This is a genomic window from Pedobacter sp. 22163, from assembly GCF_052045595.1.
Classification (GTDB): Bacteria; Bacteroidota; Bacteroidia; order Sphingobacteriales; family Sphingobacteriaceae; genus Pedobacter.
This window is the reverse complement of the sequence record NZ_JBQEPM010000009.1, coordinates 25,745-50,634: the sequence shown is the minus strand read 5'-3', so window position 1 is coordinate 50,634 and position 24,890 is coordinate 25,745. Positions and strand designations below refer to the sequence as shown.

Annotated in this window: 23 protein-coding genes; 9 read left to right on the top strand and 14 right to left on the bottom strand. The window is 39.6% G+C overall.

The genetic code is table 11. From position 1 onward, the window contains the following. Positions 1 to 65: 65 nt before the first annotated feature. The 8 genes from ACTJKN_RS21300 (at position 66) to ACTJKN_RS21265 (ending at position 5,172) form a co-directional block, all read left to right on the top strand. Positions 66 to 617 carry an RNA polymerase sigma factor gene (locus ACTJKN_RS21300; protein WP_057933206.1) on the top strand — a complete coding sequence of 184 codons (552 nt, stop codon included), beginning with the start codon at positions 66 to 68 and terminating at the stop codon, positions 615 to 617. A gap of 10 nt (positions 618 to 627) precedes the next feature. Further along, positions 628 to 981: a hypothetical protein gene (locus ACTJKN_RS21295; protein WP_440827748.1), complete on the top strand. Its 354-nt coding sequence runs from the start codon at positions 628 to 630 to the stop codon at positions 979 to 981. Between the two features lie 398 nt (positions 982 to 1,379). Next, positions 1,380 to 1,646: a hypothetical protein gene (locus tag ACTJKN_RS21290; protein ID WP_440827747.1), complete on the top strand. Its 267-nt coding sequence runs from the start codon at positions 1,380 to 1,382 to the stop codon at positions 1,644 to 1,646. A gap of 5 nt (positions 1,647 to 1,651) precedes the next feature. After that, positions 1,652 to 1,885: a hypothetical protein gene (locus tag ACTJKN_RS21285; RefSeq protein ID WP_440827746.1), complete on the top strand. Its 234-nt coding sequence runs from the start codon at positions 1,652 to 1,654 to the stop codon at positions 1,883 to 1,885. Between the two features lie 4 nt (positions 1,886 to 1,889). After that, complete coding sequence (locus ACTJKN_RS21280; protein WP_057933209.1) at positions 1,890 to 2,282, top strand: hypothetical protein; 393 nt, start codon at positions 1,890 to 1,892, stop codon at positions 2,280 to 2,282. A 52-nt stretch (positions 2,283 to 2,334) separates the two neighbouring features. Further along, positions 2,335 to 2,787: an Hsp20/alpha crystallin family protein gene (locus ACTJKN_RS21275; RefSeq protein WP_440827745.1), complete on the top strand. Its 453-nt coding sequence runs from the start codon at positions 2,335 to 2,337 to the stop codon at positions 2,785 to 2,787. Positions 2,788 to 2,970: 183 nt separating this feature from the next. After that, entirely contained in the window at positions 2,971 to 4,191 is a 1,221-nt protein-coding gene (locus ACTJKN_RS21270) for a DEAD/DEAH box helicase (protein WP_440827744.1), read from the top strand. 69 nt (positions 4,192 to 4,260) lie between these two features. After that, a complete protein-coding gene (locus tag ACTJKN_RS21265; protein ID WP_440827743.1) occupies positions 4,261 to 5,172 on the top strand; it encodes an AEC family transporter in 912 nt (303 codons plus the stop codon). Between the two features lie 270 nt (positions 5,173 to 5,442). Here ACTJKN_RS21265 and ACTJKN_RS21260 read toward each other — a convergent pair whose 3' ends face one another. Further along, complete coding sequence (locus ACTJKN_RS21260) at positions 5,443 to 6,636, bottom strand: aminopeptidase C (protein WP_440827742.1); 1,194 nt, start codon at positions 6,634 to 6,636, stop codon at positions 5,443 to 5,445. 112 nt (positions 6,637 to 6,748) lie between these two features. Beyond that, positions 6,749 to 8,176, bottom strand: a complete 1,428-nt coding sequence (locus ACTJKN_RS21255) for an L-serine ammonia-lyase (protein WP_440827741.1) — start codon at positions 8,174 to 8,176, stop codon at positions 6,749 to 6,751. Between the two features lie 110 nt (positions 8,177 to 8,286). On the opposite strand from ACTJKN_RS21255, the gene ACTJKN_RS21250 reads away from it, so the two are divergent. Beyond that, positions 8,287 to 8,778 carry an RDD family protein gene (locus tag ACTJKN_RS21250; protein ID WP_440827740.1) on the top strand — a complete coding sequence of 164 codons (492 nt, stop codon included), beginning with the start codon at positions 8,287 to 8,289 and terminating at the stop codon, positions 8,776 to 8,778. Here the strand turns inward: ACTJKN_RS21250 and ACTJKN_RS21245 are convergent. The 12 genes from ACTJKN_RS21245 to ACTJKN_RS21190 all read right to left on the bottom strand — a co-directional run bounded on the left by ACTJKN_RS21245 (position 8,759) and on the right by ACTJKN_RS21190 (position 24,865). Next, entirely contained in the window at positions 8,759 to 9,418 is a 660-nt protein-coding gene (locus ACTJKN_RS21245; RefSeq protein WP_440827739.1) for an MgtC/SapB family protein, read from the bottom strand. The genes ACTJKN_RS21250 and ACTJKN_RS21245 overlap by 20 nt on opposite strands. Before the next feature lie 23 nt (positions 9,419 to 9,441). After that, a complete protein-coding gene (locus tag ACTJKN_RS21240) occupies positions 9,442 to 10,461 on the bottom strand; it encodes a PorP/SprF family type IX secretion system membrane protein (protein ID WP_440827914.1) in 1,020 nt (339 codons plus the stop codon). After that, positions 10,461 to 16,391 (bottom strand): PKD domain-containing protein, encoded by a 5,931-nt coding sequence (locus ACTJKN_RS21235; RefSeq protein WP_440827738.1) that lies wholly within the window; start codon positions 16,389 to 16,391, stop codon positions 10,461 to 10,463. Before ACTJKN_RS21235 ends, ACTJKN_RS21240 begins: the two co-directional genes overlap by 1 nt. A gap of 296 nt (positions 16,392 to 16,687) precedes the next feature. Further along, positions 16,688 to 18,322, bottom strand: a complete 1,635-nt coding sequence (gene groL / locus ACTJKN_RS21230; protein WP_057933220.1) for a chaperonin GroEL — start codon at positions 18,320 to 18,322, stop codon at positions 16,688 to 16,690. Positions 18,323 to 18,457: 135 nt separating this feature from the next. Next, entirely contained in the window at positions 18,458 to 18,748 is a 291-nt protein-coding gene (locus tag ACTJKN_RS21225; protein WP_010599229.1) for a co-chaperone GroES, read from the bottom strand. A gap of 239 nt (positions 18,749 to 18,987) precedes the next feature. Beyond that, positions 18,988 to 19,752 carry a TIGR03915 family putative DNA repair protein gene (locus tag ACTJKN_RS21220; RefSeq protein WP_440827737.1) on the bottom strand — a complete coding sequence of 255 codons (765 nt, stop codon included), beginning with the start codon at positions 19,750 to 19,752 and terminating at the stop codon, positions 18,988 to 18,990. Between the two features lie 98 nt (positions 19,753 to 19,850). Further along, entirely contained in the window at positions 19,851 to 21,107 is a 1,257-nt protein-coding gene (locus ACTJKN_RS21215; protein ID WP_440827736.1) for a putative DNA modification/repair radical SAM protein, read from the bottom strand. A 93-nt stretch (positions 21,108 to 21,200) separates the two neighbouring features. Next, a complete protein-coding gene (locus ACTJKN_RS21210; protein ID WP_440827735.1) occupies positions 21,201 to 21,728 on the bottom strand; it encodes a hypothetical protein in 528 nt (175 codons plus the stop codon). Positions 21,729 to 21,811: 83 nt separating this feature from the next. Beyond that, a complete protein-coding gene (locus ACTJKN_RS21205; protein WP_440827734.1) occupies positions 21,812 to 22,456 on the bottom strand; it encodes an HD domain-containing protein in 645 nt (214 codons plus the stop codon). A 74-nt stretch (positions 22,457 to 22,530) separates the two neighbouring features. Next, entirely contained in the window at positions 22,531 to 22,812 is a 282-nt protein-coding gene (locus ACTJKN_RS21200; protein ID WP_029274217.1) for a helix-turn-helix domain-containing protein, read from the bottom strand. 312 nt (positions 22,813 to 23,124) lie between these two features. Beyond that, a complete protein-coding gene (locus ACTJKN_RS21195; RefSeq protein ID WP_057933225.1) occupies positions 23,125 to 23,619 on the bottom strand; it encodes a hypothetical protein in 495 nt (164 codons plus the stop codon). A 67-nt stretch (positions 23,620 to 23,686) separates the two neighbouring features. Beyond that, positions 23,687 to 24,865, bottom strand: coding sequence for a THUMP domain-containing class I SAM-dependent RNA methyltransferase (locus ACTJKN_RS21190; protein ID WP_440827913.1), 1,179 nt, complete (start codon positions 24,863 to 24,865; stop codon positions 23,687 to 23,689). Positions 24,866 to 24,890 lie beyond the last annotated feature (25 nt).

The window sequence follows — 24,890 nt, the reverse complement described above, 5'->3', positions numbered from 1 at the left end:
AAAAATAAAGAAAATTTAAAGTAATATTGAGTTTCATCCGTTTACTGGGTTATTAGCAAAATTTAGTGCCAACAAACGAACCTCAAAATATCATCTCAACGGTTGCCAATTATGGTAAGCGCTTATTCAGTTTCATCCGTGGAAGGGTGAATACAGATGAGGATGCGGAAGATATTTTACAGGATGTTTGGTTTCAGCTCAGCAATCAACCCGAGGCAGGCGCCATCGAACAGATTAGTGGCTGGTTATATCGCGTGGCAAGAAATAAGATCACCGATAAATACCGTAAACAAAAAGAAGAATCGTTAGAAGATTTCACTTTCGAAGGTGAAGATGGCGAAATCAATTTTAAAGAAATTTTACTTGCCGAAGCTTACTCCCCAGAAGAAGAAAGTTTAAAGAAACTATTCTGGGATCAACTGTTTTTGGCCTTGGAAGAACTGCCGGAGAATCAGCGTTACGTGTTTGTTCAGAACGAATTGGAAGAGCGCACTTTTCAGGAACTGGCCGATGAAAGCGGAGAGAATATCAAAACATTAATATCAAGAAAGGGTTATGCTGTAAAACACCTGCGTAACCGTTTACAAAATTTATATCAGGAATTTATTAACTATTAAATTTGCAGACATGATGAATAGAAATTTTAATCGGCGCAAGAAATTTATTTTCTTTTTACCCGTAGCGGTGCTTATTGCAGCGGTATTGGGTTATGTGGTTATGTTTTTATGGAATTGGATTTTACCAGAGGTGGCACATGCAGGCAAACTTAATTATTGGCAAGCCCTCGGTTTACTTGTGCTGTGCAGGTTGCTTTTTGGGAACTTTAATAAAGGTGGCCATGCGGGGCATAATGGCTTCCGTGAACGTGCCCGGGGAATGCGTGCCAAATGGGATTCGATGAACGAAGAGGAGCGGGCAAAATTTAAGGAAGAATACAAACGGAGATGTGGCGGATGGCGCCACCATCGTAACAAGGAATGATTGGAAGCCTCGATTAAAATCGGGGCTTTTTTGTTTGATCTATTTCCCCGTTATTCTGAACATCTTGAAAGCCTCTCCGCAAATCATCATCTCCGTAGCAACACGGAGTGGAGAGATCTATCAAGACAGATTTCTCCATTTCGCTGCGGTCGAAATGACGATCTATTAGAAGATCCTTCGACTCCGCTCAGGATGACATAACAAAAGGATGATTAATCACTTAGAAAGATCCTTCACTGCGTTCAGGATGACAAAATCCATTAGAAATAAAAAAAAATTAAAATAATTTAAAGTAAAAATAAAGTTGCTCCGTCTTCCTATATAAATAACATAAAACAAAGATGTGTTAGTCAATTTGTTTAGGATGAATTGGTTACCGTAAAAAAAAAATATAGAGAATGAAAAAGATATTAAAAACCATAGGATTCGGGATTGTACTTGGTGCAGTCGCTTTCTTCATACCATTTGTGTTCAAATTTATATTGGCCATCATGCTGATTGGTTTTATGTTCAGGATTTTTACCGGTAGGCGTCGCCATTATTTCCATAGCCGCTTTAGCGGTTTCGAAAACATTTACAACCCAATTGTGCCGATTGATAACCAATGGTACAGGCCAACCGTACAAGGCAATGGAACAGTTAACAACATTAACGTAAATTATTAACCGCCATGAGAGCATTTAGAATATTATTGGCATTGGCTGTTGCTGCTGGAACTTTTTACAGCTTAAATGTACTGGCCGTTCAAAATGGATACCGAGATCGGTTAGATTTTAAAAACAGGTATTATCATGATGATTGCCAGCAAGAACATCATAGAAACCATAGTTACAGTCACCATAGCAGAAAAATGGATGATACCGTGATTAGTCTTGTTGATAGTGTAAACAAAGTAAATAGATAACGTTATGTCACAGGTACTTTTTTTAAGCGATCCATCTCAGGCAGATGTTAGTCCGATTTTGGGTATGGCAAACGAGCTGATTACCCGAGGGGAGAAGGTAACTTTCTTTAGCTCGGACGAATTTAAAGTTCCTATTGAACAAATCGGCGCTGACTTTAAAGCCTATAATCAAGAGCTGAATATTTTTCAAGGGAAAAAGGCGATTGATGAAGAAGAGAAACCTAAATCGGGATTGATCAGCGCGCTGCTTGAGCCAATGAAATTTATCGATGATATTTTGGTTCAGATAAGGGGGTTAAAATTTGATTACGCCGTTTTCTCGCCTTCATATCCCTATGCAAATATCATTACACAGCTATTGGGTATCCCTAAAACAGAGCAGGCGGCTTACAACTAATTGGCTTAAGCCGATAAATTAACAGCATAAATAACAATTAAAATTAAACAAAATGTACAACGAACATAGATGCCATTCGGGCAAGATGCATAGTCGCTTTGGCGCAGGAGAGGGAAGATTTGGAAGGCACTTTGGTGGTCCTTTCGGTCACCACAAACATGCCATGTTTAACCAGGGCTTTAGAAAGGTACCAGCTAATATAGAAGAAACAGAAACCAGCTTTATTATTGAGCTTTTTGCACCAGCTTTGGTTAAAGAAAATTTAAAGGTGGTTACCAAAGATGATGTATTAACCATTTCTTACCAAGCTAAAGAAGAAGCCGATTCGGCTAAAAAGTATAGCCGCAGAGAATATAGCAACGGCACTTTCGAAAGGGCTTTTGGCCTAAACGGAAAAGTTTTAGTGGAAAATATTTCAGCCAGTTACGCTGATGGAATTTTGAAGGTTACCCTACCTAAAAACCCTGAAACGAATACACCAGAAAAAGATATTCTGGTAGACTAAGTTTCGTCTATTATAATTTCCAAGCCCTGGTTGTTTATAGCAATCGGGGCTTTTTTGTTTTTATAGCTCCTAAGGCGTTACCGTATATGCCCTTTAAAATCATTTAATATATCGATATTAAAATGCGGTTTGTTATTAGCGGTATTTTAAGGTACTTTTGCTAAAAGACATAAACACAATAGATTGAATTTTAACGATTTTAATTTTAACCCCGATTTATACGAAGGCTTAATGGCCATGGGGTATAAAAGCGCTACTCCAATACAAGAACAAGCCATCCCGGTAATTTTAGATAATCATGATCTGATTGCCTGCGCTCAAACCGGTACAGGAAAAACGGCCAGCTACCTTTTACCTGTAATGGATAAAATTAGTAAAGCTGCCGATAGGCACAACAATACCTTGATATTGGCTCCAACACGCGAGCTCGCGCAACAGATTGATTTACAGGTTGAAGCATTAGCTTATTTTACCAATATCAGTTCCTTAGCTGTTTACGGCGGGGGAGATGGTATCGCTTACGAACAGCAAAAACGTTCTATGCGCAATGGTGTAGACATTATTATTGCCACTCCGGGCAGACTAATGGCACATTTATCTTCTGGTGTGTTAAAGCTCGAACATTTGCAGCATTTAATTTTAGATGAAGCAGATAGAATGTTGGATATGGGCTTTTACGACGACATTATCCGCATTATCAGCTACTTGCCAAAGAAAAGGCAAACACTTTTATTCTCGGCTACAATGGCGCCGAAAATAAGAACCATGGCGGGTAAGATCTTGCACGAACCGAAGCAGATTACCATTTCAATAGCTAAACCTGCTGAGGGGATCGATCAACAAGCTTATAACATTCACGACCAACAGAAACAGGCCTTATTAACCGATATTTTTAAAAGTGGGCAATACAAAAGCAGTATTATTTTCGTTTCAACCAAGGAAAAAGTAAAAGCTTTATATAAAACTTTTAAAGGATTGGGCATTAAAGCTGAAGCTTTTCACTCCGATTTAGGACAGAAAGAACGCGAAGATATTTTACTGGCTTTCAAAAATAGAAGATTGCCAATTTTAATCGGAACAGATGTGTTATCCCGCGGAATCGACGTAGAAGGAATCGACCTGGTAATCAATTATGATGTTCCTGGCGATCCGGCTGATTACGTACACCGTATTGGCCGTACGGCAAGAGCTGCAACCAAAGGAACGGCCATTACATTGGTTAACGGTAGAGATAAACGCAAGTTCGATAACATCGAAAAATTAATCGAGAAGGAAGTTCCCCGCATGCCACTGCCAGAAAGCATAGCTGCAATGGAAATTACGCATGTGGAGGAAAAACGGCCTCAACATAAGGGTAAGGAAAAGGTTTGGAACAAAAAGAAAAAACCAAAACCTTCGGTATAAATTATTTAAAACGCCATAAGTACATTTCTTATTGGCGTTTTTCTTTTATAAATTATCTTTACGCTAACAATGGCAAACTTCATTATTATAGGTTTATGCATTTTAGCCGGGATTCTTTTTAGAAAAAGCAAATCGCTTCCCAAAGATGCACACAAAGGCATTAATGCCTGGATTATCTATATCGCACTACCAGCAGTTTCTTTTAAATATCTGCCACACATTACCTGGACTAAAGATCTGTTCTTTCCTGTACTGGCACCAATTTGTGTCTGGCTATTCGGTTGGTTATTTATTACGCTGTATAGTTGCATCCGGAGTATTAGCAAATCCACCACTGGCGGGTTAAAACTAACCAGTTCTTTAAGTAATACTTCATTTATAGGGTTTCCTTTAATTGTGGCTTATTTTAGTGAAAAAGAACTGGCTGTCGCCATTATATGCGATCAGGTTACCTTTATGCTTTTATCTACCATTGGCATTATTGTAGCCATCCGCTCCTCGCAGAATCAAAAGTTAAGCCCGAAATTGGTGTTGAAGAAAGTCATGACCTTTCCGCCGCTTATAGGTTGTGTTTTGGCGCTGACTCTCCCACATTTTATTAACCTTTCTTCACTAGATCCATTATTCGAGAAACTAGCGGGTACAGTTGGTCCATTGGCATTGTTTTCAATAGGTTTACAACTAAAATTTGGGGGTTGGTTTAGCGAATTGAAACACATCAGCTTTGCTTTATTGTATAAACTGATTTTAGCGCCGTTGATAGTTTTGGTTACAGCACTTGTTTTAGGTATGGGTGGAATGATTACCAAAATAACGATTTTCGAAATGGCCATGCCAACACTGGTAACCGCTGGTGTGGTAGCCGATCAGTATAACCTTAATCCGAAGCTTTCTAATCTGGTGGTTGGAATCGGAATTTTATTGTGTTTTATCACCACGGGTTTATGGTGGTTGGTGTTAACTTATTCAGGGCTGGTTTAATGTTTACTTTTTTACCACAGAGCGTACACAGAGAGAAGGCACGGAGATCACAGAGGCTTGTATGTTTTAACCACAGATAAAAAGGATGGGCACAGATAGAACTTCAATTTAATTATGAGATGTCACCTTAGTGGAGTCAAAGGTCTACTTCACAAGTTGACTTTTATCTTCCATCACTTTGTGTCCCTCTGTGTAAAACTCAGTGAACTCCGTGGTTAACAAAAAAAGCCGCAAAATTTCTTCTGCGGCTCTTTGAATGATTAGGTTTAATTACAAAGCTAATTTTTTAGAAATTGCAGATGGAATACCTGCTTTGTTCAATAAAACTGCTGTTGTTTTATATTTTACGTAGTTTTTGGTTACGTATAAATATCCTTTATAATCGTTACTTGCTCCCCAAGAGTTTTTAACGATATAATATTCTTTACCTGTTTGATCTTTGGCTAAACCAACAATGTGCATACCGTGATCATCAGTAGTTTGGTAGTTGTCGAAAGCAAGCTGACGGTTCTCCTGCGTAATTTCCATCTCTGGCTGCGGACCGTTAAACATATCTGCTTTCTGTTTCATGGTCATATCAGCGAAAGGTGTTTGTGGGACGAAAGCAACACCGTTTTTCCAGCTGAAGTTTTTTTCGCTTACATCTGTAGCCCATGCAACAGTATAACCACCTTTTAAAGCGTTATCGATAATGTCAGTTAACTCGTTTACTTTAACGTTATAAACCTGATCGAAAGACCAGTTATCAGGTACCAATAAAGTAAATTTGCTATAGAAAGGATGGTCGTTGAACGATGAAAGTTCTACGTAGTTGTCGGCATTTAAACCCACCACTTCCTGAGCGAAAGTTTTTGGTGTGTATTTTTTGCCATTATAGGTAAAGTTTTCTGGTACTGTACCTAAATAAGCATCAATTACACCAGTATAAGCTTTTAACCAGTTAGGGGTTAACTCTCCATTTGCATTCTTTACAACAGCTTCTAAAATACCTTTTTCGATATCGCCAAGCTCTGCAGTTTTATTAATTTTAGTGCCATAATTTAATCCGGTATATACCTCTTGCGGAACTGCACCGTATTTTCTGTACATGTTGATTACATCGTGCAAAGCACCGCCATCGCCTAATGAAACTGCACCATGCATACGCACGTAATTTTTGCCTTTTTCTACATACGCGTTACGGGCTGAAAAAAGCTGAGATAACGTTACAGGCTGTTTACCAGCTTTAATCATTTCTGATTCTAAAAATGAGTTGGTAGAATAGCTCCAGCAAGTACCTGAAGATCCTTGATTCTGAACTGGCGTATTGGCCAGGTTAATCACTTCAGTAAATTTAAAAGAAGAAGCACTGTTTTCGCTTTGGTTGTTTTTTAAAGAATTAACGAGATTGTCTTGCGCATAAGTCGTCGATATAGATAACGACAAAGCCAAACCAATCACACTGATTTTTGTGTAGTTGATCATTTTTTTATGAATAATTAATAAAGTCAGCGAATGTAAAAATACTTGTTGATTTGGCGCCAGAAAATTTGTAATAAATCGATAACGTCGGTCATTTTATTGCAACAATGTTGAATTAACATTCTGGCAAACTGATTGGAATATTGGTTGCTAATCCTCCGTCAGATGTTTCTTTGTACTTGGCATTCATATCGAGGGCGGTTTCCCACATGGTATTTACTACTGCATCCAAACTAACTTTTGCCTTATCAGGATTGCTTTGTAAGGCTAACTGGCTGGCTGTAATGGCTTTAATGGCGCCCATCGTGTTTCTCTCGATACAAGGGATCTGTACCAAACCGCCAATCGGATCGCAGGTTAAACCCAAATGGTGTTCCATGGCAATTTCTGCTGCCATTAAAACCTGTCTTTGCGAGCCGCCTAAACACTCGGTTAGCGCTGCTGCAGCCATGGCCGAGGAAACGCCAATTTCGGCCTGACATCCGCCCATAGCGGCTGATATTGTTGCCCCTTTTTTGAAAATACTGCCTATTTCTGAAGCACAGGCAATAAACTGGATGATTTTTTCTTCGCTGTAACCATCGCAAAAGGTAATTAAATATTGTAACACAGCTGGAATTACACCTGCGGCACCATTGGTCGGGGCGGTTACCACACGACCAAAAGATGCGTTTTCTTCATTAACAGCCAGCGCGAAACAGCTTACCCAGTCTAAAGTATAATTAAAGCCATTTCCACCTTTTCTAATGGCTGCTACCCAGCTATTATAATCCGAATATTCACTTTTATCAATTAATCGTTTATTTAGCGGAAATGCCCTTCGCGCCACATTTAAACCGCCTGGCAAAAAACCTGTGGTATGACAGCCGCGATAAATACAATCGCGCATAACCGCAAAATGCTGCAGGATGCCTTTTTTGGTCTCTGCTTCAGTGCGCCAGGCCAGTTCGTTCTCCATTACGATTTCGCTAACCTTTAAACCGGTAGATAAGCACCAGTGTAAAAGATCTTTTGCTTTTTCTACAGGAAAGGGAAGGTCTACCTGTGGTTTTTTACTATTGTCTTCGCCTTCTTTAACTACAAAACCGCCACCAATAGAGTAATAGGTTTCTGAAAATGCTTTTCCATCTTTTAAAAATGCCTGAAAAGTAACCGCATTTGGGTGAAAGGGCAAACTTTCGGCAAAAAGAAAAAGCAGGTCGTTATCGTAATCAAAATCAAGAATTAAATGACCAGCAAGATTTAATTTCTTATCTCTTTGGATGCTTTCGAAAGTAGGAGTAACGGCGTCTACATCAAAAGTTACCGGATCAGCTCCGGTTAAACCGAGTAGAATAGCTACATCAGTTCCATGGCCTTTACCTGTTTTGGCAAGCGAACCATAAAGCAATATTTTTATACCCTCAATTTCATCAATCAAATTGTTTTGGGCAAGCGAAGCTGTAAACTGTTGTGCGGCCCGCCATGGACCTAAGGTATGTGAACTGGATGGGCCGATGCCTATTTTAAAAATATCGAAAACTGAAATCTGTTCCTTGATCATTATGAATATAGTTACACAAAGCTATGATTGTTTTATGATTTTGGATAAATTAATTTTGGTCCATGGTGAAAATATTTTACCTTAGAAAGATCTAATTTAAAGGCTCTAAAATGGACTTCAACAACAATTATCAAGAAATTGATTTAGAATACTGTCGGGCAACTACAGGAAAGAGATTTACGAATTATCTTATCGATTTAGTTGTTTTTTACATTATCACATTTGGCATTGCAATTATTCTCGGAATTATTAAGCCTGAACTTTTAGATAGTTTTGATGGATTATCAGGCCGTTTGATTTCCTTATTACTTTACGGTATTGTAATGTTTATAACAGAAGCAATGTCTAACGGAAGATCAATTGGAAAGTTAATTACAGGAACAAGAGCTGTAAATCCTGATGGTAGCGACATTACTTTTCAAAAAGCATTTATCCGAAATATTATAAGAGCTATCCCGTTCAATGCTTTTAGTGCATTGGGTAATCCTTGTGCACCATGGCACGACATCTGGTCGGATACAATAGTGATCGAAGAGAAAAAATTAGCCTTACAAACTCAAAAAATAAATTTATTCGACTCGGTTAAAAATCAAACTCTATAATATCATCATCCTTAAGCATACGGTCTACAAATTTCTGATGGTTTTTGGGCGTACCCGTTGCTGTCCAGTTTCCGGTGATAATATTGTCTACCAATTGGTGTTTCCCGCGCTGGGGCTTGAGTTTACTTTCGAGAAAAACGTCTTCATAACTCTCAACATTGCCATGTGTATGCTGTCTTTTAACAATGCGGTAAAGCCTTTTGGTAAAACGGCGGTCGCCAATCTCTTCTAAAAAGGGGAAAATAATCAGCGCCAATAAAACCACAATGGTTACCCCTATAGCCTGTTCGTAATAGCCTGAGCCTATGGCCATTCCAATTGCAGCAACAATCCAGATGATACAGGCCGTAGTTAGCCCTTTAACGCGGTTTTCTTCCTTGAAAATTACCCCAGCGCCTAAAAACCCGATCCCTGTAACAATGTTCGAGGCAATGCGGTCTTGACTGGTTGGACCGATTTTGATGGACAGGATGGTAAATAGGGTCGCACCCAAACCAATCATCATCATGGTTTTGAGTCCAGCAGATTTACTTCTGTACTCGCGTTCTGCTCCGATTATGCCACAAAGCAGGGTAGCCAATAGAAATTTATTGATTTCACTTTGTGTAATGAAATGGTTTTGGTCTATGATCTCGTTCATCGCCTTGAATTATCAAAGGCAAATTAATAAAAATCGTAACATCTTAGGCCATTTGCCCTGCCACCATTCGAACTATTTGGAAAATATTTTTCATAACCCACACCAATTTCGGATGTTCCGCCAGTATTGCTGTAGTTGATTTTAGAGGTTGTAGCATCGTGACTGATGCCTAACCTGAATTTTTCGCCGTTTGTTCTGCGGTTAAAAATATCGAAGATTACAGAAAAAACAATCGCATCATTTCCATTCGAATTGCCATCATTGCGGTACCATATACCTGCGTTTATGCCCGCATATTTATATTGCATCCCCGCACTGAACGATTTTACATTGCCCTGTTTGTAGGCAACAATAGATGGGATGAGGTAATTCCCATCGCGATCGTACTCATCTGGTACCAAGGTTAACTTGTAGCTTAAATTACCTGAGATACGCATCGGTAATTTGGCCTGAAAACCTGATAAGGATTCATCCGGACGGTTAAGGTGATGCACTGCTAATCCCATCATAAACTTCCCCACTACCAGGTTGGCACCTGCATTGGAATCGAAATAATACCGGCTATCTACACTTGGTCTTTCGGCGCCAGAAATGCTACCGGGAATATACCCTGTATTGATATCGATCTGATCCCCAAACACAAGTTTATCCCAGTTTAGCTTTTGGTTGGTAATGCCTCCCTGCAAGCCAAACGATAAGGCAAAATCGTCTCCACCGATGATATAGGAATAGCTCAGGGCAATATTGTTCTTTACCAGGTAGGCTGTACCCTCGCTGCTTCGGTTAAAAATTATGCCAATGCCGCTATTTAATCTCCGTAGATTGAGGTCGCCAGAAGCACTCATGTACGAAAAATCACTTGCTAAACCCGTCCATTGGTTGCGGTATAAGGCATTAAGCCTAATGTCGCCTTCAAACTGACCTGTTAAAGCCGGATTTAAATAAATCGGCGCATTGTAAAACTGCGAATAAATGTGGTCTTGCGCCGAAATCATTAACGGCAACACTAACGCAAGCCAAAATAATATTATCCCTCTCCTCATCATCTTATTAAATATATTACACCCGTTTTCTTTGGAGGAGATGAATCGTAAGTCATCCCTTTCCAATCACTGCCATTGATAAATTTTATATCTACTTTCCAGTAATAAACACCTTGCGGTTGTTCCTGTCCTTTATAAGTGCCGTCCCAGCCCTCCAGCGGTGCGCTGTCATCTAATTTGGTCGTTTCCCAAAGTAACTGTCCCCATTTGTTAAAAACAGACATTTGCCACTCTTTTATGCCGCGGCCTTTTGCTTTAAAGATTTTAATCTCGTTTTTCGCGCTTGCGGGCATAAATGAATTGGGTATATTTAAGTAACCTGGTACACCAATAATCCTTACCGATTGGAAAGTAGTGGAAGAGCAGCCTTCTTTGTTCAGCACTTTCAGGGTTACATTATAAGTACCTTCGTTGGCATAGGTATGGTTTGGATTTTGCAGGGTTGACTGCGACCCGTCACCAAAAGTCCATTCCCAGCTTACGGCATCGGTACTGATATCCTTAAAGGCAAATGAATAGTTGGGAATGGATACTTCATTGCCTGGAGTAACGGTAAAAGTTGCTTGGGGAGGTGGCGCAACATGGATAAAATCGGCTATGGTAATGCTGTTTGTACAGCCAAGTGCATTGGTTGCTGTTAAGGTAACGGTATAATTTTTCCCCGGACCATTAAAAGTGTGCGTAGGCTCTATAGCGTTGGATGTTGGAGAACCATCTCCAAAATCCCAGACATAACCTATTGCACCAGTACTAGCATTTTTAAACTTTACGGTAATACCATCACAGCCACTTGTCTTATCTGATGTGAAACTCACAGAAGGTTGTGGCAAAACTTCAACAGTTTCTATTGTTGAAGCATTAGAACAGTTGTTTGATGCGTATAAGGTTATGGTATATTTCCCGGGTTGGGTGAATGTATGCGATATAGTTTCTGGTGCAGTATGGGTTACTGTAGTGCTTCCATCGCCAAAATCGTAAACAAAAGTGCTGGCACCTTTGGTATTGTTAAAGAAATCGACTTTTAAAGGTGCACAACCTTTAAGTTGGTTGCTGTTTACTACCAATTCTGGAGTAATGTCGTTAGGTGAAACGCGGATAGAATATTGAGATTCATTGCTTCCACATTCATTGGTTGCGGTCATTTTTACAACATAATCTCTCACAGCCAGAGTGGTATAAGTATGGCTTACACTATTTTTATCGGTAACAGTTAAAGGTGCTGAACCATCACCAAAATCATAGGTATAGCTGGTATAATTTCCAGGTGAAGTATTGCTAAAGGTAACAGGCAGAGGGGAGCAGCCTGTTGTTTTATCAGGAGAAAAAACAGAAACCGGTTTTGCTTTTACTAATACGGTTGAGGTTTGCGTGGTGGTGCCGCACGTGGTAGTTGCCTTTAAAGTAACGGTATAAGTAAGATCTTTTCCTGTTGGGTCTGGCTGGTAGGTAACCGCTGGCGGTTGAGCTAAATTTGAAGTGGTGCCGTTTCCGAAATCCCAGTTAAAGGTCGCTGCTGTTAGTGAATTGGAAGTATTGCTAAAAACAACGTTTAAAGGTCCGCAGTCAGATGTTGCATTTTGTGTATAGGCGGCTGTTACATTTTGTATTGTGCTAAAAGTATGACTGGTTTCATCGTTATTACAGCCCAGGCTGCTAGTTACGACCAATTTGATAGCAACACTTTCGTTATCTGTTGCAATGGTATAGCCAGGAAAGGTAATTCCTGTGCCAATCTGTACGCCATTGGCAAACCAGGTGTAAATATTGTTGCGGTCTGTATAAGGTGTAGCCGATATATTGGTTGGCGTTAAAACAAATGGCGAACAACCTTTATCTGTATTAAAAATTAATTCTGCCTTAGCATGTGGATTAACCGTTATCTTAATCTGGTTGCTTAAATTGTTACTGCAAGCGCCGCTGGCTACCGATCGACGGTAATAAATGCTTACGGTTGGTATTGGCGGTGTAAAGCTTATACTATTTGCGCCCAATACATCGCTCCAGGCTGTTCCATTTAAACTCGATTGCCATTGGTACACATAGGTTCCGCTACCACCGCTAGGTGTAGTACCCGTTAAAGCCGCTGCAGGTGCGCCGATACAGATGTTTTGATCGGTAGCAATGGTATTGTTGGTTAGGCCTGGCAAAACGGTAATCTGTAACGAATTACTAATTGAAGTACAGATGGTGCTGTTCACTAATCTTCTGAAATAGGTTGAAGCGCTTACAATTAGGCTTAAATCTTTGTTGATGGCTGAAGGAATATTGCTCCAGGTATTTCCGTCGGCACTGCTCTGCCATTGGTAGGCGAATGTTCCTGTTCCGCCGGTTGGTGTATCGCCTGTAATGGTGATGCTTTGGCCGGCACAAACTGGTGCTGACGATGGTCCAATATTATTGGTAACAGGTGAGTAATAGGTAACCGTTACATCATCTACAGATGGCGGGCAGCCGTTAAAACCAGAAATGGTCCATCTGAAGGTATAAGTTTGCCCCGGTACTAGACCAGTAACTGGGGTGTTGTAAAGTGTAGGGTCGGTTATGTTAATGCCGGCTTGTGCTGATGTTAAAGTCCATACACCGCTGTTGGGTGAAGGGTTGTTGCCATTTAATGTAATGCCATTTCCACTGCACAAGTTTTGATCTGCGCCTGCATTTGCTGCAACGGTGCCCGGATTTACCGTGATTGTGCTTACGGTTGATATGGCTTCTGCACAGCTACCACTTTGCACTATTGCACGATATTGTGTGCTTATAGTGAGGTTAGAAAACACATAAGGATTTGTTGTTGAGGTAATTGTAGACCAGTTAACCCCGTTGTCAATAGATCTTTCCCAACGGATAATGTTTCCAACCTGCCCTGTTAAATTAATGTTTCCACCATTTGCACCCGCACATACATTTACGTCGCCAGTGGTTGTGCCACCAATACTGAGCGGGTTAACGGTGATTTGAACATCATCGCTGGATGTAGAACAGTTGGTGTCGCTTATTGTCCATCTAAAGGTATAAGTATTTCCTGGCTGTAAACCAGCAATTGTTGTATTGCCCTGCGTGTCATCAGCAAAAGTTACAGCTGTTGGCGCAGTAACGATTGTCCACTTGCCTGTGCCAACTGTTGGTGTATTTCCTTTTAAGATGTAAGCGCTGGCGTTGCAGATCGCTTCATCCGGGCCTGCATTTGGCAGTGTTGCGCTTGGCAAAACGGTAATGGTAATGCTGGCTGGTGTACCTGGGCAACCATTTGTAGATACAGGCGTAATGGTGTAGGTTACTGTACCTGCGGTGGTGCCGGAGTTGGTTAAAATATCGTTGATCTGTGTTCCTGCCGACGCTAATGCTCTATTGCTATTTCCAGTTATTGCTCCGGTTATTACGCTGGTGTAAGTATAGTTTACACCTGTTAGGTTTGTTGTTAAGGTTATGGCCGATGAAGTGGCATTACAGATGATTGCACTGGATGCAGTTGGTGTTACAATAGGGTTAGGTTTGATGGTAACCACTAAATTAAATGGCGTTCCGTCGCAGCCATCAAAATGGGGCGTGATGAGATAATTTACGCTTGCATCGGCATTAACATCGGTATTGGTGAGGATATCGTTAATGGGGCCGCTTCCGTTGGAGGTGTAGCCAGTTGCAGTTCCAGTCGCTGTCCAGGTATAGGTTACGCCCGCTACTGCAGAAGTTGGGGTGTATGCAACACTATTACCTGTACAAATGGTTTTAGCTGCTGCGCTCGTTAAACTGATGTTGGGTTTTATTTTAAGAATAATATCGTCGTCGATCTGGTTACAGGGGGCGGCTAGTGCGGTGGTAACCCTTAACCGTAAAGTAACTGTACCCGCTGTTTTTTCGGCGGCGGTTGGCGTGTAGGTTGCGTTTAAATCGTTTCTGCTGGGTGTAAATGTTCCTAATCCGCCAATCCAGGTTTGGGTTGAGGTGGCACCTGTTATGGTTCCGTTAAGCGTAAAACTGAGGTCGTTAAAACAAATGCTTTGGTCAGTACCTGCACTAATTACGGGAGCGGTGCTGAAAGTTAGGATTTGGGTATCTTCGGCCGTTCCACAATTATTTTTATGGACAACCTTTATCGTATACGTGTCATAGCTATCGAATTTTATCGATGGATATTTAGAGTTGGCGCTTGTGCCACCCGTAAAGCTATAGGTACCAGATCCTGATGGTGAAACTGTCCAGGTATAGCTATCGGGTAAATCTTTTGTGGTACCTGTTATTAAGGTTTGGGTTGGCCCTGTTGTGGTATTGTTAAAATCGTAAGTAGCGAGATTACATAGCGTGATATCGGGCGATAGTGTAGCTACCGGACTTTCATTTACCACAACAGTTTGTGGCTGACTTGTAACTATACCACAAGATGGCGTAGTAATATTTAAGGTGATGGTGTAAGTACCTGGATTAGTGAAATTGAACTCAGGTTCTTTACTTGTTGCACTTGTGCCTCCTGTAAAACCAACCGCAGGAGAAACTGACCAAAAGTAACTGTTGGCTGCATCACAGATATTATCTAAAACTGATAGATCAGAAGCTTTTAATGTTGTTCCTGCACAGATTGGATTTGATGGTAAACTAAATGCTGGCTTTGGCGGATCCTGAATACAAATTTTGTTATTGGCCGGATCGGCATCGCAATCGGTCGAAAGATTTTTGGAAGTTAATGTAACCGTATGTTCTCCATGGGTAGGGAAGCTGTATACAAAATTGTATGATTTTGGCTTGTCAGATTCTATGATTACACCATCCACATACCAGTTATAAGTAATGTTATTTGGGGTACAGCCTGGCGTATTGGTAGTTGGGTTTTCACCCAAAACAGATGTGTTAACAAATGTGATCTTCGCATTGGTACAGCCTGGTGTATTATATGCGAACGAGTTTATCGGTTTTACGACCACCTTTGCTGAAGAAGAAACTGGTGTACCCATGGTATTGCAGAAAGCATTGGATACGCGGATGGAAACGTCAAAGGCATTATAAATAGTACCGGCGCTCGATGTAGAAACACTTCCACAAGATGATCTGTCATAAAGATGCGTTACCTTCCCGCCATTAGCAATAATTTCGCAAAGGGTGTGTGTGGTTGTAGCTTGATCACCCCACGTGATGGTGTAAATATCTCCCGGAAAATTGTTTTGAATGCCCGAACCCGAGGAAACATCTACATTAAAAGTAAAATTAGCCGTAGGTAAACATAGTGCCGTATTTCCGGTGTTGGCAAAGGCTGTTATCGCTTTATTATTTATGAGTAGATAGGCCTTGGTCGCCACCGAACCATCTGGCATCACGGCTTTGGTATAAATGGTATAATGTGTCTGTTGAGCAGTAAAAGGTTGTATTGCAGTAGGGAAATTGATTAAAGTTGGTCCCCCGCCATTTACTTCGTCTGTTATGCTCGCGGTAACCGTACTATTTGCTGTAGATGCATTTGTAAGGAAGAAAGAATTATTGGCCTTACTGGTGCAGGTACCAAAAGTTTCATCATTTGCCGCATTTAACAATGTTGATGTTAATTTTGCTTCAACAGCAGTTCCTGCCTTAACCTCAAAAGGGGTAGAAGGGTTACTTGCTGTGGCCGGAGTGGTAGTTTTTACCCGAACGCGATAGCCTGTGCCGGGCGTAAGGGTTGCAGGAAGCCTACCGTTTATATAAGTGCTATAGAAGCCTGTGTAACTGCCAATAAGTGTTTCTGTTGTGAAACTTCCATTTTGATCTGATAAATAGAGCTGAAATTGATTTCCCTGTGAGATGCAGCTTGTTGGTACTGTAAAAGGAACGGCAATGGTACTGCCCGGTGTATACGGTCCTGAGTCTACTGTGCCAATGGTTACTTGTGCGAAAACATTTGACGTGAACAAAAATGCCCCAAAAAACAGGACAAAAGAAAGCCATTTCCTTTTACAACGAATCTTCATAAATCTCTAACACTAGGGAATGATTTTATTGCGTTCTGGAAGCTTTGTTAGTGAACCTTGCTTTAATCCAATCTCAGAGATGAGTATTAGACCTAAGACGCGTCAATAAATATTCGTTTGCAAAGAACGTGTTTTTAGAACTACGCTTATAAAACTTTACACCAACGTTAACTAAATGAATGGGTTATAGAATGGTTAAAGTTTCATTTTGGCCGTAAAAAGGCATAAAAAAACCCCCAAGGCGTTATGCCTTGGGGGTGTATTTTTACACGAAATCGTTTCGTTGCAGAATGGTATTACATCATACCACCCATACCACCGCCGCCCATTGGAGGCATTGGAGCACCACCTTCTTCAGGTTCGTCTGCTAAAACAACTTCAGTAGTTAATAACATTGCTGCAATAGACGCTGCATTTTCTAACGCTACACGGCTTACTTTAGTCGGATCGATAACACCAGCACCAATTAAGTTTTCGTAAACATCAGTACGTGCATTGTAACCGAAATCAGCTTTACCTTCTTTAACTTTTTGAACTACAATAGAACCTTCAATACCTGCGTTTTCGCAAATCTGACGTAATGGTTCTTCGATAGCACGACGGATGATCTGGATACCAGTGTTTTCATCTTCGTTAGCACCTTTTAGGTTAGCTAATGCTTCAACCGCACGGATAAAAGCAACACCACCACCAGCAACAATACCTTCTTCTACAGCCGCACGGGTTGCATGTAAAGCATCATCAACACGGTCTTTTTTCTCTTTCATTTCAACTTCACTAGCTGCACCTACATAAAGAACGGCAACACCGCCAGCTAATTTAGCCAAACGCTCCTGTAATTTTTCTTTATCGTAATCAGATGTAGTCGTTTCAATCTGAGATTTGATTTGGCTAACACGCGATTTAATATCATCTGAGTTACCTGCACCGTTAATTACAGTTGTATTGTCTTTATCAACAACAACTTTCTCAGCAGAACCTAAGTAGGTTAAATCAGCATTTTCTAATTTGTAACCTCTTTCTTCTGATACCACAATACCACCAGTTAAGATCGCGATGTCTTCTAACATTGCTTTTCTTCTGTCACCAAAACCTGGAGCTTTAACAGCAACAACTTTTAACGAACCACGGATTTTGTTAACTACCAATGTTGCTAAAGCTTCGCCATCTAAATCTTCAGAAATGATAACCAATGGTTTGCCGGTTTGAACAGTTTTTTCTAAAACCGGTAACAATTCTTTCATGTTACTGATTTTTTTGTCGTAGATTAAAATGTAAGGATTTTCTAATTCAGCTTCCATTTTATCTGCATTGGTAACAAAATACGGAGATAAATAACCCCTGTCAAATTGCATACCTTCAACTGTTTTAACTTCAGTTTCAGTACCTTTTGCTTCTTCAACAGTAATTACACCATCTTTACCAACTTTGCTCATTGCCTCAGCAATTAACGAACCGATAACTTCGTCGTTGTTAGCTGAGATAGAGGCTACTTGTTTAATTTTGTTATTATCATCACCAACCGCTTGTGATTGAGATTTTAAGTTTTCTACAACAGCAGCAACCGCTTTGTCAATACCGCGTTTTAAATCCATTGGGTTTGCACCGGCAGCAACGTTTTTAATACCTGTAGTAATAATTGCCTGAGCCAATACAGTTGCAGTAGTAGTACCATCACCAGCAATATCAGCTGTTTTTGAAGCTACTTCTTTAACCATTTGAGCGCCCATGTTCTCAACGGCATCTTTCAATTCGATTTCTTTTGCAACCGTAACACCATCTTTAGTGATGGCTGGTGAACCGAATTTTTTATCGATAATTACGTTACGTCCTTTTGGACCTAAAGTTACTTTTACTGCATTTGCTAGAATATCAACACCTCTTTTCAGGGCGTCACGAGCTTCTACGTTATATTTTACTTGTTTTGACATTATTTTTAAATTTTGAATGATTGTATGATAGAATGATTGAGTTTTTTGCTTTTTTCATTCTAACATTATTATTTTATTTGTTGATTTATGCTGAATTCACCTCATTTGAGGTATTCAGTCATTCACTCATTAATATTACCCAACAACAGCGTAAATATCAGTTTCGCGCATAATTAGGTAATCTTTACCTTCGTAAGGGAATTCGGTACCACCGTATTTACCATAAATTACAACATCGCCAACTTTTACACTCGCTTTTTTACCTTCAGCATCTTCTTCAGAAACAGAAACTACAGTTCCTTTAGATGGTTTTTCTTTTGCAGTATCAGGGATATACAAACCTGATGCAGTTTTCTCTTCTGCCGCAGCCGGTTCAACTATTACTCTGTTCGAACTGCCAGCAATTGGTTTAAGGTTTAACGCCATAACTTTTATTATTTTTTTATTTTGATTTGAGTTTTTAACTAAGCTTACAATTAACACTTTTTATGCCAAGAGGTTTAGCGGGACAAATTTTCACCAAACTGTCAAACTTTTTACGCTAATTGAGAATGTGGGTGTCAGCATGGCAGTAAGTTTTAGTTTTTTAGCCAGATTTATTGCATGTATATTCAGAGTTGACAACTTACGAACCAGTATGCTATTAATTTGTCAACTCTTGTTAGCTAAATTGGAACTTTCTCCGTTAAATATTTCCAATACCTTTTGGGTACATGCTGCAAATGCAGTTTGGTGTTTTTCCGGGCTACAATGTTGGCACTTTTAAAATAATCTTTCCAAAGGGTGGCGTACAGTGCCTCACGCTCGTCCATTAAAACTGGCGCAAGATTTTGCTTATCTGTACCGTTGCTAAAGCTGATTGTAATTTCTTCAACGCTTGTTAAATTATAATATAAGCCATATTTGCGCTTTAAATCGTAAATTACCCAAGGCTGATCGGCATAACGGTTTTTAAAATGATTGGATATTAAAGGCAGTACATTAAAATCAGGATCTATATTAGCATAAAATATCCCATCACCAGTTTTTTGAAAACGGATAAATGCTTCCATTCTGTGTTTTTCCCTTTCTACACTTTTGGCATATTTAGCCAGTGCAATTACGTGCGGATTGCCATAATTACTTTCTGCACCCAATTGATTTTGAAAAATGTATACGGTAAACTGAAAGAGGTGGTTGTAAGCCTCGGGTATTTCTGATAAGTAGGAGCAATAGTATTTACGCTGCCAATCCTTTTTGAGTTTCTTTTGCAGCCCTGCCCAAACCCGATCTGCTTTTTCTGCGTTGGTGCTAACTGTAAAACTTTCTGCAAAAGCTTCAGGCTGAAAAATTGAAGTAGATTTTAGCGCAACTTTTCCAGGCTTACGTTCAAACCATTCGAAAACAGCGGTTAATAAACCTTGAAAAGTGCCATCGAAAATGTAGGTCATTGGGTTTTATTTTAGTCCGTCATTCCCGCGAAGGCGGGAATCTTAATGCCGTAGCTTTGAGATTCCCAATCAAGTTGGGAATGACGATCGTAGCGTTTTTAAAACAAAATCATCTGGTTGCTATCTGTTTTTAAATATTTGCTCTGGCTTTCGGCCAAAATAAAAGCTTTAATCTGTGTACCCTGATAATCTTTTAGCTGATAGGGGCTATCCAGGCAAACAATAAAGTGTTTGGCCCGGTTATAAGCTACGCCGATTTTTTTTAATTGGTCAATCCTGAGCTTTCCGAACTTTCTGGCCTGCACAATTTTTTGGGCCGACATTACACCGATACCTGGTATCCGGAGAATCATTTTATAATCAGCTGTATTAATATCTACAGGGAAATGCTGCATATTTCTAATCGCCCAGCTTAATTTTGGATCGATATCAATATCAAGGTTTGGGTTGGCATCGTTTAAAATTTCCTGCACTTTAAAGCCGTAAAACCGCATTAACCAATCGGTTTGATACAACCTGTTTTCTCTCAGCAATGGTGGTTGTGTACCAAGTATAGGCATCCTGGTGTCATTGCTAATGGGTACATAACCAGAATAATAAACTCTTTTTAGCGAAAAATTTTTGTAAAAGGTATTCGCGGTGTACATAATATCTTTGTCGCTTTCTGGCGTGGCGCCAATAACCATTTGGGTGCTTTGTCCTGCAGGTACAAATGTCGGCACGTGTTTGATCAGTTTTTTATCGGCAGTAAACTGGCTAATCTGCTGTTGTACAAAAGCCAAAGGTTTAATTACTTCGGTGTGATTTTTCTCGGGAGCCAAAAGCTTCAATCCGGCTTCAGTTGGCATTTCTAAATTAATGCTCATCCGGTCGGCATATAAGCCGGCTTCCTTAATCAGTTCATCGCTGGCACCTGGAATGGTTTTTAAATGGATATAGCCGTTGTAATTCTGTTCCAAACGGAGTTTTTTAACGACTAACAATAGCCTTTCCATGGTAAAATCGGCATTTTTGAAAATTCCTGAGCTTAAAAACAAGCCTTCAATATAGTTGCGGCGATAAAAATTCATAGTCAGTTCTACCACTTCATCTACGGTAAAGGCCGCACGTTTTACATCGTTGCTTTTTCGCGAAACGCAGAATAAACAATCATAGATGCAATGGTTAGTCAGGAGGATTTTTAAAAGCGAAACACACCGGCCATCTTCAGTGTAGGTATGGCAAATGCCAGATGTATGGCTATCGCCAAGGCCTTTATTGGTGTTTTTTCTCGTGCCGCCGCTTGATGAACAAGAAACATCATATTTAGCGGCGTCAGCAAGAATATTTAATTTTTCACGAATTCGGTCGAACATAGGAATATATTTACTAACAAAGATAGTTTAATAACTAAAAATATTAGCAAATAGATTTGTATAACCTATTCTATTTTGGAATAATAATGTTAATTAAAAGCTGCTCGAAGGGTTAAGCCTTCTGCTTATTGGCAATTGATGCGCAATATTATAACTTTCCTGATAGTATTGCAGTTCAGAAAAGAAGCGGTCGGCTTCTATTTCGTGGTTTTTAAGCGGACTAAAGTTGGCCACGAAATCCGGATCTTTAAATTCAATCTGATAAAAGTAACCTCCATTGTGGTTATCGAACATCTCGGTTACGCTGGTTACGTTTTCCCATCCGGAAAAGAACTCAGTTCTCCGGTATAAAAACGAAGTGCTTTTTAATTTAAAGCTTATACCTTTTTCGCTGATTAAAATTTTACTATGTACAAAAATCTGCGTTTTGGTAATCCATAATAAAAGAAGTGCCATTAAAATAATCGATAGTGAAACAGATATCAAAGTGGACGTTTCGGAAAGCGATGAAGGTAAACTAAAAAGACAATACAACATTAAGGAAATGAAGAATACAGGAATGCCAACCATCGCGATTAACAAAACACTATTTTTATGGTATTTTAGTTTATAAGGATGCATGAGGATTAATTTTTGTAAAGTTAAGTCCTAATGCATGGTTTCGGAATACTTACTATTAGGTATTTTTAATGGCTTGTTGTTAATTATTTGCCATCCCACTCTTTATAAAAGTGTTCCAGGTACAGGAGCATAAAATTGTGCCTCTCTATAGCTATTGCTTTCCCTGCTTCAGTATTCATCATGTCTTTCAACAACAGCAGTTTTTCGTAAAAATGGTTAATGGTAGGCGCAGTGGTATTTTTATAACTTTCTTTAGTGAGGTGTTCTTCGGGTAAAACAGCCGGATCGTAAAGTACCCTGTTTTTGAATCCGCCATAGGTAAATGCTCTTGCAATCCCAATAGCCCCGATGGCGTCTAAACGATCTGCATCCTGTACAATTTGCATTTCTTTTGAGGTGAAACCTGTGCCATCAAAACTATTTTTGAACGACATGTTCTTGATAATCAGTTTAACATGGGCAATAACTTCAGCATCAACAGCTATCGACGCTAAAAATGAAGCAGCTATATCCGGTCCCAGTTCTTCATCACCATTATTAAATTTAGGATCAGCAATATCATGCAACAATGCAGCAAAGGCTACTACAAGTTCATCGCCATTTTCTTGTTGATTAATGGTTTGAGCGGTTTTAAAAACACGCTCAATATGAAACCAATCGTGCCCTGCCTCGGCATTAGCTAGTGTTTTCTGAACAAAATCGATAGTTTTTTGAATGGTAGCCTGCATAATTCTAAATTTGTTCCAAAGGTATTGGAATTATTTGCAGGGTAAAAAAAATGATATCAACAGCGCCTGGGGTATTAACTCGCCGCCGCTGTTCTGTTCTCATCATCAGCAATAATTTTAATTAAATCATTGTGGTTAAGGGTTAACAAATGAGATACTTCAACCTCCAAAATCGCTGCAATTTGGAACAAACGATCGATCGTTAATTTACTATAACCGAGCTCAATTTTGCTATAGGCATTTTGAGATATTTTCAATTTCGCTGCCAGATAATCCTGAGTATAGTCTCTGTATTCTCTAATTTTTCTGATATTCCCGGCAACATTCTTTGTCTTTAAAGCCAATACATCTTCCATAAAAGGGGGATAAATTTTTTTAATGTTTATTTCATTATGTACGAAGCTTTAACCGCAACAGTTTTTAAAAATATTAATTTTAGCACTATTGGGAATTACGCAAAACGGATTAATGAACTAATTGTTACAACAAAAAAATAACCTAAATGTTTAAGTGCTCTGTTTTTGGTTGATAATCAGGTTTTTGTGGTGAGTATATGCTTTAGATAAAAGGAGTGATATGATACATTTAGAACATTGTTGCGTTATGTAGCTCAAATCAACAAGAGAAAGGGTGGGAGGTAAGAAAATGTATAAAATAATTATTAAGGGTTAATATAGCCCCCAGTCATCTTCAAATTCGTCTTTTTCGAAATATTTAACCCATTCGATAAAGAGCAGACGAAATTTTTCAATTTCGTCTAAAACAATGTCTTTATATTCTGGTGTGCAGATTTCGAACATATCTGCTGCTCTCACCTGGGTTTCTAATTCACGGCAATTGGTTCGGATAATAGAGGCATTTTCCATTCTTAAAATATACATATCTGCGCCTTCTGCCCCAACAATTTTAGGACATAACATGAGGGCATTCTGCATAATTAAGTTAGCGGTCATTTCGGCCATCTCTCCTTCCAGTGTTTCGCAGAACAGGGCAGCATATTTATATACGGCTCTTGCCTGGTTGTAAAGGCTTTTAGCCCTGGTCACTTTTAGTCTGACCTTTTCTGCATCAACACTTGATAGATTTTCTTCATCCTCATCATCTCGGCCAAATCGGCTAAAATGCTCCCATTCGGGCATATGGTCCATGTCATCAAATTCCATATTCTTCAAAATTTTTTACGTTATGGTACGTAAGAGAGCGTAATATATTAATTTTCAATGAAAAAGACTAGGCCTCAATTAACGGTGCTCTGCGAGAGCCGTCATATAATTCATACTCTAGTAAACGGCAGTCTAATTTACCATTATAAAACTCAACTTTTTTAGTAGCTTTTAATCCAATTTTCTTTGCAAGATCAGGATTCCCAGTAAAAATATATCCAGAATAGCCCTTGCATTTCGTTTTCATAAAATCGCCCATACGTTTATAGGTCAATTCTAACTTGCTGTGCACCCCTAAACGCTCACCATACTCAGGGTTAAAAACAACAACACCTTTGCCATCTTCAGGAACCGGTGTTAACTCAAAATCGCAAACTTCGAATTCAATTAAGGTATCAACGCCAGCAGTTTTAGCATTTCTACGGGTTACTTCAACTGCATCTTCCGAAAGATCGGAAGCTACGATTTTAAGGTCGACATTTTTAATTACCTGGTCTTTTAAAATTCTACGCTCAGCGAAAAAATCTTCTTCGTTGTAGCCTAAAATGTGCATAAAACCATAATTCATGCGGTATAATCCAGGGGCACGGTTGGTTGCAATCAGCGCTGCTTCGATAGCCAAGGTTCCTGAACCGCACATTGGGTTAATAAATGGCGATTTCTTATCCCAGTTTGTTGCTAAAATAACACCAGCAGCCAGAGCTTCTAACATAGGCGCTTTGCCAGGTATTTTACGGTAACCGTGTTTGGCAAGGGTTTCGCCTGAAGTATCCATAAAAACATCGGCATCTGCATCTTTCCAGTATAAATGCACTACTGCTTTATTTGCATCAGATCCAGAGTTAGGGCGGATGCCTTTTTTCTCTTTCATGCGGTCTACTATTGCATCCTTTACTTTTAAATTTGCGAAAAGTGGTGTGGTAATATTTGGGTTATCAACATTTGAGGTTACCGAGAAATAACCCGAAAAATCAATCAGTTCTTCCCACTCAATGGCTGCAATTTCATTGTATAAATCATCAGGTGTAATGGCCTTGAAACTTTTAATGGCGTAGAGAATCTGACTGGCACAGCGCAAGTTCAAATTTAGCTTTATACACTCTGTAAGGGTAATATTGAGCTCAACACCCGTAGCGAAAGATCTCTCTATGGTGTAACCTAGAGCCGTAACTTCATCTTGTAAATAGGGCGAAAGGCGCTTGTTGCAGGTAATGATTACCTTGCTTTTATTGTGGAAAACTTGCATCATAATATATGCGAAGTTATCAATA

What these genes read in the sequence shown, in the direction of transcription:
- ACTJKN_RS21295 (WP_440827748.1), top strand. Translation starts at nt 628, where the DNA reads ATGATGAATAGAAATTTTAATCGGCGCAAGAAATTTATTTTCTTTTTA.
- ACTJKN_RS21290 (WP_440827747.1), top strand. Translation starts at nt 1,380, where the DNA reads ATGAAAAAGATATTAAAAACCATAGGATTCGGGATTGTACTTGGTGCA.
- ACTJKN_RS21285 (WP_440827746.1), top strand. Translation starts at nt 1,652, where the DNA reads ATGAGAGCATTTAGAATATTATTGGCATTGGCTGTTGCTGCTGGAACT.
- ACTJKN_RS21280 (WP_057933209.1), top strand. Translation starts at nt 1,890, where the DNA reads ATGTCACAGGTACTTTTTTTAAGCGATCCATCTCAGGCAGATGTTAGT.
- ACTJKN_RS21275 (WP_440827745.1), top strand. Translation starts at nt 2,335, where the DNA reads ATGTACAACGAACATAGATGCCATTCGGGCAAGATGCATAGTCGCTTT.
- ACTJKN_RS21265 (WP_440827743.1), top strand. Translation starts at nt 4,261, where the DNA reads ATGGCAAACTTCATTATTATAGGTTTATGCATTTTAGCCGGGATTCTT.
- ACTJKN_RS21260 (WP_440827742.1), bottom strand. Translation starts at nt 6,636, where the DNA reads ATGATCAACTACACAAAAATCAGTGTGATTGGTTTGGCTTTGTCGTTA.
- ACTJKN_RS21255 (WP_440827741.1), bottom strand. Translation starts at nt 8,176, where the DNA reads ATGATCAAGGAACAGATTTCAGTTTTCGATATTTTTAAAATAGGCATC.
- ACTJKN_RS21250 (WP_440827740.1), top strand. Translation starts at nt 8,287, where the DNA reads ATGGACTTCAACAACAATTATCAAGAAATTGATTTAGAATACTGTCGG.
- ACTJKN_RS21245 (WP_440827739.1), bottom strand. Translation starts at nt 9,418, where the DNA reads ATGAACGAGATCATAGACCAAAACCATTTCATTACACAAAGTGAAATC.
- ACTJKN_RS21240 (WP_440827914.1), bottom strand. Translation starts at nt 10,461, where the DNA reads ATGAGGAGAGGGATAATATTATTTTGGCTTGCGTTAGTGTTGCCGTTA.
- ACTJKN_RS21235 (WP_440827738.1), bottom strand. Translation starts at nt 16,391, where the DNA reads ATGAAGATTCGTTGTAAAAGGAAATGGCTTTCTTTTGTCCTGTTTTTT.
- groL (WP_057933220.1), bottom strand. Translation starts at nt 18,322, where the DNA reads ATGTCAAAACAAGTAAAATATAACGTAGAAGCTCGTGACGCCCTGAAA.
- ACTJKN_RS21225 (WP_010599229.1), bottom strand. Translation starts at nt 18,748, where the DNA reads ATGGCGTTAAACCTTAAACCAATTGCTGGCAGTTCGAACAGAGTAATA.
- ACTJKN_RS21220 (WP_440827737.1), bottom strand. Translation starts at nt 19,752, where the DNA reads ATGACCTACATTTTCGATGGCACTTTTCAAGGTTTATTAACCGCTGTT.
- ACTJKN_RS21215 (WP_440827736.1), bottom strand. Translation starts at nt 21,107, where the DNA reads ATGTTCGACCGAATTCGTGAAAAATTAAATATTCTTGCTGACGCCGCT.
- ACTJKN_RS21210 (WP_440827735.1), bottom strand. Translation starts at nt 21,728, where the DNA reads ATGCATCCTTATAAACTAAAATACCATAAAAATAGTGTTTTGTTAATC.
- ACTJKN_RS21205 (WP_440827734.1), bottom strand. Translation starts at nt 22,456, where the DNA reads ATGCAGGCTACCATTCAAAAAACTATCGATTTTGTTCAGAAAACACTA.
- ACTJKN_RS21200 (WP_029274217.1), bottom strand. Translation starts at nt 22,812, where the DNA reads ATGGAAGATGTATTGGCTTTAAAGACAAAGAATGTTGCCGGGAATATC.
- ACTJKN_RS21195 (WP_057933225.1), bottom strand. Translation starts at nt 23,619, where the DNA reads ATGGAATTTGATGACATGGACCATATGCCCGAATGGGAGCATTTTAGC.
- ACTJKN_RS21190 (WP_440827913.1), bottom strand. Translation starts at nt 24,865, where the DNA reads ATGCAAGTTTTCCACAATAAAAGCAAGGTAATCATTACCTGCAACAAG.